At 64.4% G+C, this 12,779-nt stretch carries 13 protein-coding genes and 2 pseudogenes; 3 read left to right on the top strand and 12 right to left on the bottom strand.

Annotation, left to right across the window (positions count from 1 at the left end):
* Positions 1-82: 82 nt before the first annotated feature.
* Genes IB264_RS06395 through wrbA form a run of 3 tightly spaced genes read right to left on the bottom strand, consistent with a single transcriptional unit; the run spans position 83 to position 2,087 of the window.
* Entirely contained in the window at positions 83-262 is a 180-nt protein-coding gene (locus IB264_RS06395; protein WP_025426261.1) for a hypothetical protein, read from the bottom strand.
* Entirely contained in the window at positions 262-1,455 is a 1,194-nt protein-coding gene (locus IB264_RS06390; RefSeq protein WP_025426262.1) for a CynX/NimT family MFS transporter, read from the bottom strand. The genes IB264_RS06395 and IB264_RS06390 overlap by 1 nt, the downstream gene beginning before the upstream one ends.
* On the bottom strand, positions 1,455-2,087 hold the full coding sequence (gene wrbA, locus IB264_RS06385; protein WP_025426263.1) for an NAD(P)H:quinone oxidoreductase: 633 nt from the start codon (positions 2,085-2,087) through the stop codon (positions 1,455-1,457). Before wrbA ends, IB264_RS06390 begins: the two co-directional genes overlap by 1 nt.
* 130 nt (positions 2,088-2,217) lie before the next feature.
* Here wrbA and IB264_RS06380 point away from each other — a divergent pair.
* Positions 2,218-3,125 (top strand): annotated as a pseudogene (locus IB264_RS06380) (LysR family transcriptional regulator).
* 9 nt (positions 3,126-3,134) lie between these two features.
* Here IB264_RS06380 and IB264_RS06375 read toward each other — a convergent pair.
* The 3 genes from IB264_RS06375 to IB264_RS06365 form a co-directional block, all read right to left on the bottom strand.
* Positions 3,135-4,295 (bottom strand): MFS transporter, encoded by a 1,161-nt coding sequence (locus tag IB264_RS06375; RefSeq protein ID WP_025426264.1) that lies wholly within the window; start codon positions 4,293-4,295, stop codon positions 3,135-3,137.
* Positions 4,296-4,414: 119 nt separating this feature from the next.
* Complete coding sequence (locus IB264_RS06370; RefSeq protein WP_025426265.1) at positions 4,415-5,251, bottom strand: aldo/keto reductase; 837 nt, start codon at positions 5,249-5,251, stop codon at positions 4,415-4,417.
* A gap of 87 nt (positions 5,252-5,338) precedes the next feature.
* A complete protein-coding gene (locus IB264_RS06365) occupies positions 5,339-6,520 on the bottom strand; it encodes an MFS transporter (RefSeq protein ID WP_025426266.1) in 1,182 nt (393 codons plus the stop codon).
* Positions 6,521-6,659: 139 nt separating this feature from the next.
* Here IB264_RS06365 and IB264_RS06360 point away from each other — a divergent pair, with 139 nt between their 5' ends.
* On the top strand, positions 6,660-7,553 hold the full coding sequence (locus IB264_RS06360) for a LysR family transcriptional regulator (RefSeq protein WP_025426267.1): 894 nt from the start codon (positions 6,660-6,662) through the stop codon (positions 7,551-7,553).
* Positions 7,554-7,578: 25 nt separating this feature from the next.
* On the opposite strand, the gene tam is transcribed toward IB264_RS06360, so the two are convergent.
* The 5 genes from tam to IB264_RS06335 form a co-directional block, all read right to left on the bottom strand.
* Complete coding sequence (tam, locus tag IB264_RS06355) at positions 7,579-8,352, bottom strand: trans-aconitate 2-methyltransferase (RefSeq protein ID WP_025426268.1); 774 nt, start codon at positions 8,350-8,352, stop codon at positions 7,579-7,581.
* A 12-nt stretch (positions 8,353-8,364) separates the two neighbouring features.
* Entirely contained in the window at positions 8,365-9,027 is a 663-nt protein-coding gene (locus IB264_RS06350; protein ID WP_025426269.1) for a haloacid dehalogenase type II, read from the bottom strand.
* Positions 9,028-9,208: 181 nt separating this feature from the next.
* The gene (locus IB264_RS06345; RefSeq protein ID WP_025426270.1) at positions 9,209-9,769 is read right to left on the bottom strand and encodes a phosphatase; all 561 of its coding nucleotides are present in this window, start codon (positions 9,767-9,769) and stop codon (positions 9,209-9,211) included.
* Between the two features lie 112 nt (positions 9,770-9,881).
* Positions 9,882-10,922 (bottom strand): zinc-dependent alcohol dehydrogenase family protein, encoded by a 1,041-nt coding sequence (locus tag IB264_RS06340; RefSeq protein WP_025426271.1) that lies wholly within the window; start codon positions 10,920-10,922, stop codon positions 9,882-9,884.
* Entirely contained in the window at positions 10,894-11,448 is a 555-nt protein-coding gene (locus tag IB264_RS06335; protein WP_051509198.1) for a GNAT family N-acetyltransferase, read from the bottom strand. The genes IB264_RS06340 and IB264_RS06335 overlap by 29 nt, the downstream gene beginning before the upstream one ends.
* A gap of 160 nt (positions 11,449-11,608) precedes the next feature.
* Here IB264_RS06335 and IB264_RS06330 point away from each other — a divergent pair, with 160 nt between their 5' ends.
* A complete protein-coding gene (locus IB264_RS06330; protein ID WP_025426273.1) occupies positions 11,609-12,490 on the top strand; it encodes a branched-chain amino acid aminotransferase in 882 nt (293 codons plus the stop codon).
* Between the two features lie 21 nt (positions 12,491-12,511).
* Here IB264_RS06330 and IB264_RS06325 read toward each other — a convergent pair.
* Positions 12,512-12,778: pseudogene (locus IB264_RS06325) on the bottom strand (hypothetical protein); the annotation flags it as partial.
* Position 12,779: the final 1 nt, after the last annotated feature.

The raw sequence follows: 12,779 nt of genomic DNA, 5'->3' as shown, positions 1-12,779 counted from the left end.
TCCAGGGTCCAAACAGCGGTGCGCCGAGGTGGTCTGAGGCCCAATCGCAGGAGGGCATCGCCTGGTGATGGTGGTTGATGTGCTACCGTGCGATCGCGCCCACCGAAACGAGGCCTTCGGCCTCTTCGGCCAATTGCCGCGAGGCGCAGACGAGCAGGGTGCCAGCATCGCGACGAAGTACGAAGGCGCGACCGGTGAAATTGGGGGCGAAGCTGAGCCGTTCCGCCCCGGCGCCGTAGAGGGTGTCGAACAGATGCTCCATCACGCTTTCTTCTGTTCCTTAACAGGAAGGGCGCGATCAAGAGTTGTCGCCAGCAGGATGCAGGCGAGTGCGCCGATGCCGATGAAGGCCGCACCGGAAGTCCAGCCGTAAACTTCGATCGCGGTTCCGACAGCAACAGGTCCGACGAGCTGCCCGAGATTGCTGCCTTGCATCAAGAGGCCCATCGCCATCGGTGCGGGCGCCGGGCTTGGCGACAGCATCGGTACGGTCGATATCAAGGTCGCAGGGATCAGTCCGCCAATCGCCGAAAATAGCACGCATGATGTAAACGTCAGCAAGTCACCCGACTGCGAAAGGAAGATCCAGAGGCCGGCAGCGCCCATCAGCGTGGCTGCAGTGATAACCAGACGACCGCGGCCGACGCCGCGGGACAGCATGTGGCCGGCGGCAAGATTGCCGATGACGTTGGAAAGCGTGATGAGGGCACTGAGCACCCCAGCCGTTCCAAGCGCGACGAGCAGGATCGGCAGGAAGCTGGACAGGGTGAACGTCATAAGGCTGTAGAGGGCGAAAAGGGCGAAGAGCAGCACCGGCCCTCGGCTTTTCACCGTTGCGATCACGTCCGCGTGGAAGCCGCCAGCGGATGGGCGGGGCCTGCTCTGCGAGGGCGATATCGCTGCAATGATCGTCAACAGGCTGAGGAGCGCGACGAGGCCGTTGATCCACCAGATTGCCTGCCAGGAGGCAAACAGAGGACCCGTGAGCATCGCGATTGCCATGCCCGCCGGCATGAAGCAGCTCCAGACCGCAAAGACCAGATCACGCCGCCCGGAGCCGACAATGCGCATGAGGATCGCCGGACCGGCAACGACGACGAGCAGGAAACCGAACCCCTCGAAGATGCGGGACAGGATGAGCAGCGTGAAGTTCTGGCTCGCGGCACCGGTGATGATGCCGAGCAGGAGGATGCCCATGCCGACGCCGAGCATGCGCCGGTCGCCGATGGCCGCGACCATGGCTCCGGCCGGCATGCCGCCGACAACGCCGACGATCGCAAAGACGGAGGTAAGCCAGCCGAGTGCGGTCAGGTCGAGCCCGAGATCGGCCTGCAGCAGGGGGCCGGCGATCAGCCCCTTGCCCACCTGCATTGCGGCGACCATGCCGGCGGCAACGACCGCCGTTACTGCGGTCCAGCTGGTCCTTTCCGGGACGAAAGCGATGACCGTCGACATCAGGCCACCTCCGCCACACGCGCCCGGCCGGCGACCAGCGCCCGCGCCAGTTCGGCGACGTGGCGGCCCTGGAAGCGTGCACCCTCCAGATCGTTGGTGCTTGGCTGCCGGTCGCCGCCATTGCCGTCGTCGGCGAGCGTCGAGGCGCCATAGGGCGAGCCGCCGCTGATCTCATCCATGCGCATCTGGCCCTTGAAGCTGTAGGGCAGACCGGCGATCACCATGCCGAGATGCAGCAGCACCGTGTGTGTTGCCAGGATCGTCGACTCCTGGCCGCCGTGCTGGCTGCCGGTCGAGGTGAAGACGCTGCCGATTTTTCCCACCAGCGCATCCCTGGCCCAGATGCCGCCCGCCTGATCGAGGAAGTTCTTCATCTGCGCGGCCATGTTACCGAACCGCGTCGGCGTGCCGATGATGATCGCGTCATAATCGGGCAGTTCGGCAACGCTTGCGGCGGGTGCGTCCTGGTCGCGCTTGTAGCCGGCATTGATGGCGACGGCTTCCGGTACGATCTCCGGCACCCGTTTCACCGCAACGCTGGCGCCTGCGGCCCGTGCGCCTTCCGCAACGGCTGCGGCCATGGTCTCGATGTGACCGTAGGAGGAGTAGTAAAGCACGAGGATCTTTGTCATTTCCGGTTCCCTTGTTGCGCTTGCTTCGGTCTGCGGAGCGTTCGCGGCCGCTGATGTCAGGCAGGATGGGTGCTTTCATCGATCTGAAAAAGTGATATAAAATGCATCAAACTGATCTATGGAATCGATCATGATTGACGCCTTGACCCTGGACCAGATGCGGACTTTCGTGGTGGTTGCCGAAAGCGGCAGTTTTCGCTCCGGCGCTGCCGGCTGTCCCGCGTCCAGTCTGCCGTCAGCCACGCCATCGCCAATCTCGAGGCCGGGCTCGGGGTTTCCTTGTTCGATCGCTCTGGCCACCGGCCGGTGCTGACACCCGAAGGCCAGGCTCTGCTTGCCAATGCGCGCGATATCCTGTTGCGCGTCGATGCCATGCGTGCCCGCGCCCGCGGCCTCGGCGAGGGCATCGAGCTGGAACTGTCGCTGATCGTCGATACGCTGTTTCCGATTGTGACCGTCGGCGCTGCACTGAAGGAAATGCGGGTGGCCTTTCCCTCGGTTGCCATCAGGCTTTCGGTTTCGCCGCTCGGCGGCCCGCTCGATGGCCTGATCGAGCGACGCTTCACGCTCGGGATCATGGTGGGTGAAGATTTTCGCGATCCGGCGATCGGCCGGCAGGCGCTGACGGACGTCCAGCTGATCGCGGTGGTGGCCGCGCAGCATCCGCTGGGTCTGAACGCCGTCAACGGCGTGCTCGGCAGCCCGGAGCTCGCCGACCATCTGCAGATCGTCCAGTCGGATCCCTCGCAGCGATCGGAGGGGCGCGACTTCGGCGTGCTTTCGCCGCAGACCTGCCGAGTCAGCAACCAGGATACCAAACATGCGATGATCCTGGCGGGGCTCGGCTGGGGGCGGTTGCCGCTGTGGCAGGTGGAGCGCGATCTCGCCGAGGGCCGGCTCGTTCGCTTGCCTACGGCCTCGCTCGGCCGCAACAGCCAGGTCGCCGCCGAGGCCTATCTTGTGCACCGGATCGACGAGCCGCTCGGGCCGGCGGCGCGTGTTTTTGGCGACGCGCTTACCCGACTTTGTCGGCGCTGACGGCCGCGCCTATCTCCTGCCGGCGACGGCGAATATCAGCGTGAACATGACCAGTACCATGCCGACCCCGAGCGGACCGGCAGTGGGATTGATCAGCGCCATGAGAAAGCCGGTGGCGCCCGATCCGGCCGCGCTGCCGGCAGCATAGGCCAGCGAAAAGGCGGCACTGCCAGCCACCAGCATGCTGCCGCGATATTGCTCGCCGAGCATGGTCAGCGCTGCCGTGTAGAGGGCGAAGCTGGCAGCGCCGATCAGCGCGAACAGCGCCAGCAAGAGCGGTGCCGACGTCACCAACGGAATGGCGAGATAGCCGGTTGCCGCCACCGCGGCTGCAGTAATCGCCACCCGCCGACGCGGCAACTTGTCGAGCAAGACACCAATGAAGGGCTGCGCCAGTGCCGTCGGCACCGCAAGCACCGTCACGCTCAACGCCGCGAAGGCCTGACTGTGGCCGGACTTGACGAAATAGACCGGCATCGCCGAGATCGCCGCAATATCGGCAAAGCCGAACATCAGCACCATCAGGATCAGGGTCGGCGCGTGCCGGAAGAACGCGAACAGATCGCGCGTCGAAGATGGCTCCGGCCGCGTCCGCGCGCCCATCGTCAGAAGGCCGGTGAGGAAGGCGACGAGCGCGATATAGATCGCCAGCAACGCAAAGCCGAGCCCGCCGCTGGTGCCGAGAAGCGGGATCGCCAGCGGCCCGGCGGCAAAGCCGCCGCACATGCCGGCGCCGTAGAGGCCGGATACCCGGCCGCGCAGCCGGTCCGGGCAGGCGGTGTTGAGCCAGGCTTCGCCCAGCATGAAGACCATACTGACGAAGAAGCCGAGCGCGAAGCGGGCGATGAACCAGACCGGAAGCGAGGAGGTGGACGCAAGTGTTGCGAGGCAGAGGGAACAGCCGCAGAGGCTGGCGATGATCAGCTTGTCTGCGGAGGCAAGTCGCGTCAGATGCCCGAGCAGCAGGGTCGCCGCGGCAAGGCCGGCGGCAAAGCCCATGGCATTGAGACCGATCGTGGCGGCCGAGACGCCGCGGCCTTCCAGCGACAGCGAAATCAAGGGATAGGTGAGCCCTTGCGCGACGGAAAAGGCGGTAACGCCAAGCACGACGGCGATGATGGCCGGCCAATCCGGAGCGATGTCGCCCACCTCAACGGTTTTCGACGTCATCGGCCCCTCCCATCGACAGTGCGTCCCCTGGGGAGATCGGCATCGATCTCCCCAGGGGATCTGCATAGATCATCCGCCGCCGGTTTGGAACTCGACCGGCGGCGGATCGGCAACTATTGTCAGGCGGCCTTGTCCCACACCGGCGACAGACCCTCGGGGCTGACGATGCGGCCGTCCGGACGGGCGAGGCCATGGATCGCCGCCATCTCGCCGTCACCAAGCGCGAAGTCGAAGATGTCGAAGTTTTCCTTCAGGCGCTCGATCGTTGCTGTCTTCGACAGGGTGATGACATCCTTCTGCTGCACCAGCCAGCGCAGCGTCACCTGCGCCGCGGTCTTGCCGTGGCGCGCACCGATGTCCTTCAGCAGCGGATCGTTCGGGATCTTGCCGTTGGCCATGGCGTAGTAGGCTGTGATCGACATGCCGTGCTTGCGGGCCGTGGCGAGCACCTTCGTCTGGTCGAGATAGGGATGGTATTCCACCTGGTTGGTGGCAACAGGCGCGTCGCTGAGTTTCACCGCCTCTTCCATCTGGGCGGTGTTGAAGTTGCTGACGCCGATGTGGCGGACCTTGCCGGCCTTGTGCACTTCATTCAGTGCGCCGATGCGCTCGGCCATCGGCACGTCGCTACCACCCGGCCAATGCAGGAGAAGCAGGTCGACGTGATCCGTCTTGAGCTTCATCAGGCTCTCGTCGACAGAGGCGAGAAAATCGCGATGGGCATATTTGTCGACCCAGACCTTGGTGGTGAGGAAGATATCGGCGCGGGCGATACCCGATTTGTGGATGGCTTCGCCGACTTCAGCCTCGTTGCCGTAGATCTGGGCGGTATCGACGTGGTGGAAGCCGAGCTTCAGCGCTTCCGGCAGCACGCGCAGCACGTCGGCACCGGGCATGCGAAAGGTGCCGAAGCCGAGCGCCGGGATGTTGGCGCCGTTGGAATTGACCGAATGCATGTGGGAACTCCTTGTTTTTGCAGAACGCCCGGCCATCGGCCGGGCGGGAAAGAGGCGAGGGTATAGGTGGGCCAGTTGGCCGCTTGGTCAAGCCGGCTGGGCGACTGTTTCTGCCTTGCGATCGAGTGCGCCGCTCAGAAGCGTCAGCAGCAGCGCGCCAACGACCAGAACGGAACCGACGACCGGCGTCATGCCGAGGCCAAGCGACGAGGCAACGATGACGCCGCCAAGCCAGGCGCCGATGGCGATACCGAGGTTGAAGGCGGCAATGTTGAGCGCCGAGGCGACGTCGACAGCGCCGGGCCGATGCTGCTTGGCAAGCTGCACGACGTAGAGCTGCAGGCCGGGCACGGTGGCGAACGACAGGAAGCCGAGGCTTGCCAGTGTCACCAGCGTCAGGACTTGCGACGTGGCCGTGAAGGTGAAGAGCACAAGGACGACGGCTTGAGCAAGGAAGAGGCCAACCAGCGCCTTCACCGGATCGCGGTTGGCGATCTTGCCGCCGGCGATGTTGCCGATCGCGATCGCGACGCCGTAGAGCACCAGGATCAGGCTGACGGCGCCTTCGGAAAAGCCGGTGATTTCCTGCAGGATCGGCGCCAGGAAGGTGAAGGCGACGAAGGTACCGCCATAGCCGAGCGCGGTCATGGCGAAGACGATCAGCAGCCGACCAGAGCCGAGAACGCGCACCTGGTCGATCAACCTTGCCGGCGGCGCCTTGGTCAGCGTGTTTGGCAGCAGCGTGGCGATGGCGGCAAGCGCTATGACTCCAAGCCCGGTGACAGCCCAGAATGTGGCGCGCCAGCCGAAGGTCTGGCCGATCCAGGTGCCGAGCGGCACGCCGGTGACGATGGCGACCGTCAGGCCCATGAACATCATGGCAATCGCCGAGGCACGGCGATCCTCGGGCACGAGGTCGGCGGCAATGGTCGAGCCGACGGAGAAGAAGACGCCGTGGGCGAAGGCGGAAATCACGCGGGCAATGAGCAGAGGCTCGTAGCTCGGCGCCAGTGCCGCCGCGGCGTTGCCGATGATGAACAGCGCCATCAGTCCGACCAGCAGCGGCTTGCGCTCGATCCGGCCGGTGAGCGCCGTCAGGATCGGTGCGCCGAAGGTGACGCCGAGCGCGTAGACGCTGACGATGAGGCCGGCAAGCGGCAGGGTGATGTTGAGATCGTCGGCAACCGTCGGCAGCAGGCCGACGATGACGAACTCGGTGGTTCCGATCGCATAGGCCGCGATCGTCAATGCGAAGAGTGCAATGGGCATGACAAGACCTTTTCCCGTCCGGCTGGGAGGACCGGGCGTTTTGGTGTTGATGTGTTCGACGGGAATATGAGGGTGGAGAGCTTGCGCGATAATCCGTATAATCGGATAAACGGCTGTGAACTGAATTCATAGGTGAGTGATGGACAACCGCGCCGGTGAAATGGAGGTCTTCGTCGCCGTCTGCGAAACGCGCAGCTTTTCTGCCGCCGGCCGGCGGCTGAGGCTATCGCCATCTGCGGTCAGCAAGCTGGTCACCCGGATCGAGGATCGGCTGGGCACGCGCCTGCTGGTGCGCTCGACCCGGTCCCTGCAATTAACGCCGGAGGGTGAAGTCTACCTGCAACGCGCCCAACGCATTCTGACCGAGATCGCCGAGACCGAGCAACTGGTTGCGGCCGGCGGCCGGCTCTCTCCCCGCGGGCTTCTGCGCATCAACGCATCGGTCGGCTTCGGCGAGCGCTACATCCTGCCGCTCGCGCCGGAATTTCTCGAACGTTATCCGGAGGTGCGCCTCGATCTGACCCTGACGGACAGCCTGATCGACGTGGTCGGCGAACGGGCCGACGTGGCGATCCGCACTGGCCCCTTGCGCGATTCGTCGCTGAAGGCGCGCAAGCTGATGGAGAGCCGGCCGGTGGTGATCGCGTCACCGGCCTATCTGGCCAGACACGGCGTGCCGCAGACGCCTGCCGACCTGGAAAATCACAATTGCATTCGCTTCAACTTCCGCCGCAGCGTCGACGAGTGGGCCTTCCGTGCCCCCGGCCAAACTTCGGCCGAGCTTCTGTCGGTCTTCGGAAATCTGCAGGTCTCGAGCGGCGCGATCGTCCAGCAGCTTTGTCTCGCCGGTGTCGGCATCGGCCGTATCGGCCGCTTCCACGCTGAGCCGGACTTGGCCGCGGGACGGCTGGTTGCGTTGCTGGAGGATTATCGGCCGGACGAGATCGAAACGGTCTACGCCGTCTATGCCGGCCATGAACATCTCGCGGCCCGCATCCGCGCCTTCATCGACTTCCTGGCCGAACGGATCTGATGCATGGCCCGCGGGATGGTGTGTCTTAGTCGGCCTTGACGGCGACGACGAAGAACCTGGGAAAGCGCAACAGCACCCGGCCGTCGCTCATCGCCGGATAGGCGTCACGGATCCGGTCGGTATAGGCTGCAGCAAAGGCGTCGCGTCGCTCAGGCGGCAGCGCATCGAGATAGGGGCGCAGGCCCGTGCCCTTGACCCATTCGACGATCGCTTTGGTGTTCGCCAGCCGGTGATAGTAGATCGTGTGCCAGACCTCGATATGGGGCGCATGGCGCGACAGACGCTCGACATAGACAGTCGGTGCCGGCAACGCATTGCGGCGGATCGTCCGGCCCTCGAAGGCATCGGCGAAGTCGGCGCTGCGGGCCGTTTCTTCCATCAGCAGATGGGTCGGTTGATCGATATTGTCGGGCATCTGCACCGCCAGCGTACCGCCGGGCGCAAGCGAAGCGGTCAGCCGTTCCAGCACGTCGAGGTGATCGGGCAGCCACTGGAAGACGGCATTGGCGAAGAATAGCGACGCGCCCTTCGGCGGCACCCAGGTCGCCAGGTCAGCCTTCTCGAAGGTCAGGCCCGGCAACCGCTTGGCGGCGGCCAGCAGCATGTTTTCGTCGCTGTCGAGGCCGGAAAGGGAGGCGTCCGCAAATCGCTGGTGGATCAGTTCGGTCGAATTTCCCGGGCCGCAGCCAAGATCGAAGGCAGGACCGGAGGGCAGGTCCGGAACCTGCGCCAGCAGATCGCGTGCCGGCCGCGTGCGTTCGTCTTCGAATTTCAGGTATTGCGACGCCGACCAAGCCATTGAGACAAAACCTCAGATACCGAATTGCAGACTTTCGAGCGAAGGCAGGATCAACGCCGGCCCCTGGTCACGATATTCGTCAGGCATGTCGGCCCGGTTGATCCAGACCGTGCGGAAGCCGAACTTCGTCGCCCCTGCAATGTCCCAGCGGTTTGACGACTGGAAGGAAACCGCATGCGGGTAAAGCCGATAGCGCGTGGTGACGAGATCATAGACCGCTGGTGCCGCCTTGTAGGTCTTCACCGTGTCGACGGAGAAGACGTCGTCGATGACGATCTCGAGCGCTGCATTGTGCACCGCTGCAGCCAGCATATCAGGTGAACCGTTGGAAAGGATCGCGAGCCGCGCTCCGCGCTCCTTCAGCCCTTTCAGAACGGCGGGAACCTCCGGGTAGCAATCGAGCGTCCAATAGGCATCAAGCAGCGGTTTCCTCAGCTTGCGGTCGGCGGAAGGGAAGCGGGAAAATGCGTAGTCGAGCGATTGCTCGGTCAGTTGCCAGAAGTCCTGATAGGCGCCCATCAAGGAGCGCACCCAGGAATATTCGAGCTGCTTGGCGCGCCAGAGTTCGGAGAACGCCTGTCCGTCCGGACCGATCTCGGCGGCATGGCGCCGAACCGCCGCATGCACGTCGAAAAGCGTGCCATAGGCATCGAACACATAGGCCGCGTGGGACATTCTTTCCTCCCGTCTGTCATCCCCGGCCACACAGCGGGACAAAATGTCATACCCCGTAAAAGCGTGGCCGAAAACAAAGGCTTACCGCATTGTGCCGGTGTTGGCACGCCGCGAATACCGTTCTTTTGCGCGATCATGTCAAAGATTTGTGCGTTGCACAACGGCATTGCGCCACCAGGCGTCAGCCTTTGCCTGGTTTCCAGACCTTTGCGGGGAAGCGGAGGGCCTGTTTGGCAAGCTTTCCCTTGAGCCCGAGCGCCGCATCGCAAAGCCCGACCACATGCCGGTTCGGCTTGGCTTCCGGCCGCAGGGCATGCAACGCCGCGGCCGCTTCCTCGGGCGACATGTACCGCGCAAGAATGCCGAGGCTCAGTGCCGTCGCGCGGCCGATGCCGCGCAGACAGTGCACCAGCAGATGCGCATCCTCAGGCAAGCCGTCGATAAAATTGAAGGCCGCCTCGATCGCGTCCGGACGGGCGGCGTCAGGAGCATCGGGGTCGGTGGCGTCGCCGAAATAGAGTTCCAGGTGCTTTTCGGGCGGCAGCTCGATCATCGACAGCAGCCGGCTCGCCGGCGCCCGCATCGAGATCAGGTGCGTCGGTGCCCAGAGCGCCCGATTGTGCCGCGCCTCCGTTTGTGAACTGATGACCATCTGGATGGGCCATCCGTTCGGATGGGCCGGATTGGCATTAAGAACGGGGCTGTAGAGTTCTTCCCCGGTGGCAGCTGCCGCTAGCGCCATGACAGGACCTCGTCGTGATTCTTCCTGTGGTGATTTTGCCCTGAAACCGGTTCTGACTTAAGGGCAAAATCGCATCCGCAGCCAAAAGCAAACAGGCTTTGGAATGTCCCCTTCAGAACCGTGTGATCACGCTGATGCCGAGATCGGTGGCGCGGTCCATCGAAACGAGGGCAGGGATCGCTTCCTCGAGCGAGATCTCGCGGCCGATCAACTGTTGCGGATTGAGCTTGCCGCCAGCGATCATCGACAGCATGGCGTCGTATCGCCAAGCCTGCATGCCATGGCTGCCATAGATCTCGAGCTCGTGGCCGATCACCTGCGCCATTGGGATTTCCGGCGTGGCATGGTCGCCGAGCATCAGGCCCACCTGCACGTGGCGGCCGCGCCGGCGCAGGTTCTTGATCGAGTTGAAGCAGGTGACGGGATGGCCGAGCGCGTCGATCGAGACATGGGCGCCGCCGCTGGTGATCTCCTTCACGGCACCTGCGACGTCGTCCGTGTCGCGGCCGTTGACCGTGGCAACGGCGCCGAGCTTCTTGGCGAAGGCGAGTTTTTCTTCGGAAATGTCGATCGCGATCGGATGTGCGCCAAGTGCAGCAGCAATCATGATCGCCGAAAGGCCGACACCGCCGCAGCCGTGAACCGCCACCCATTCGCCGCCCTTGACCCGTGCCTGGTCGGCGACGGCGCGAAACGAGGTGGCAAAGCGGCAGCCGAGGCTGGCGGCAGTCTTGAAGTCCATGTTCTCAGGCAGATGCACCAGGTTCTGGTCGGCGAAATCGAGTGCGACATATTCGGCAAATGAGCCCCAATGGGTGAACCCCGGCTGGAACTGCGCCTCGCAGACCTGCTGGTTGCCCGAACGGCATTCGCCGCAGCGGCCGCAACCGGAAACGAAGGGTACCGTCACCCGGTCGCCGACCTTGTAGCGCATCACGCCGCGGCCGGTGGCGGTCACGATGCCGGCGAGCTCGTGGCCCGGCACGTGCGGCAGGCGAATGTCGGCGTCGTGCCCCATCCAGCCATGCCAGTCGGAGCGGCACAGACCCGTCGCCTCGACCTTGACGACCACGCCGTTTTCGGTCGGCGTCGGATCGGCAAACGTGCGAATCTCGGGCGTCTTCTCAAAGGCGTCGTAGTACATGGCTTTCATCGGGGCACTCCTTGCGATGTCTGGCCGGTGCGGCGCGACCGTCTATGTGCCGCGCCATCAGAATTTCGTCGACCTCTTCCTCGCCGTCGAGCAGGCCACCTGGAACGCGCCCGATTTCGTGGAACTCTTCGCGCCTGTAGAAGCGGATGGCCGTCTCGTTGTCGGCGCGGGCGACGAGCTCCAACATCCGGATGCCGGTCGAGCGGGCATGGTCGGTCAGGTGTGCAAGAAGCTCGCGCGCCACGCCGGAACCGCGCGCCTCGCGGCGCACATAGACCATGATGATGGTGGCACGGTGCGCCATCCGGCTGGAGCGCTGGCGCATGAGTCCCATCATGCCGACAGGCTCACCCCCGTCGAGCGCGACGAAGACGGTGTTTGCGGCGAGCCTTGCCTGCCATTCCGCCGTCGACAGCCGCGCCCAATCCGCCGCGGTGGAAGCGAAGGCTTGCGGCTCGCGCTGCAGCGCCTCCAGCCGTATGCGGCGGAAGATTTCCACGTCGTCCTGATCAAGATGCCTGATGATGTGCACGTCTGCCCCTTTGCCCTGCGAGAGAGACTACGCGAGAGGCCGTTCCGGTGCCAGAATGGACGCCATGACATTTTTTGATGTACCCATTCACCCCCATGCTGCTTTTTCGAGCTATGGCGGAAGATACGGAAGACAAAACGTGAAGGAGACGCAGATGGCCGTCGATACATCCCCCCGCTCAGTGACCTGGACCTATGTCGACGGCGAATGGCTGTCCGGCAATCCGCCGCTGATCGGCCCGACCTCCCATGCCATGTGGCTGGGCTCGACCGTGTTCGACGGCGCCCGCTTCTTCGACGGCATCGCGCCGGACCTCGACCTGCATTGCCAGCGCGTCAACCGCTCGGCAACGGCGCTCGGACTGAAGCCGACCGTGAAGCCGGAAGAGATCGAGGCCTTGACCTGGGAAGGCGCCAAGAAATTCGACGGCCAGACCGCGCTCTACGTCAAGCCGATGTATTGGGCCGAGCATGGTGCGGCCGGGATGGTCGCCATCGATCCGGAATCGACCCGCTTTGCGCTTTGCCTGTTCGAGGCGCCGATGGGTAACGGCCATGGCGGCTCGTCTCTGACCCTGTCGCCGTTCCGCCGGCCGACGCTCGAATCCATGCCGACCGATGCCAAGGCCGGCTGCCTCTATCCCAACAATGCCCGCATCCTGACCGAGGCGCGGTCGCGCGGCTTCGACAATGCGCTGGTGCGCGATATGCTCGGCAACATCGCCGAAACCGGCTCGTCCAACGTCTTCCTGGTCAAGGATGGCGTCGTGTTCACGCCGGCCGCCAACCGCACCTTCCTTGCCGGCATCACCCGCTTCCGCGTCATGACGCTGTTGCGCGAAGCCGGTTTCGAGGTTGTCGAGGCGACGTTGTCGATGGCCGATTTCGAGGCTGCCGATGAGATCTTCACCTCCGGCAACTATTCCAAGGTCCTGCCGGTCACCCGCCTTGACGACCGTGACCTGCAGGCCGGACCGGTCGCCGCCAAGGCACGCGATCTCTACATGGATTGGGCCCATTCGAGCCAGGACGCCTAACGAGATCGACTATGGCGCGGGTCAGGTTGCCCGCGCCACGGTCGCGGCCCAGGTCTCGACGCTGCGCAGCATCGTCGGCGCATGCTCGGGATCGTCAACGAGTTCGGCCAGTTCCGACAGCCGGTGCTCCCCATGGTCGAAGGCCATGTTCCAGCCATGGCCATCGAAGAAGCCGTAGGTGGAGCCGTGCGGGTCGGGGCCCAGGCGCTCGAAGGCTTCGACAGTTTCCGCCGCCAACGTGGCAAGGTCGGCCGGAAGAGCCGGCAAGGCCTTGCCCCGGATCGTCTCC

The organism is Ensifer sp. ENS11, from assembly GCF_014851895.1.
Taxonomy (GTDB): Bacteria; Pseudomonadota; Alphaproteobacteria; order Rhizobiales; family Rhizobiaceae; genus Ensifer; species Ensifer canadensis.
The sequence above is the reverse complement of the archived record's forward strand: the minus strand, read 5'-3'. Positions and strand labels throughout refer to the sequence as shown.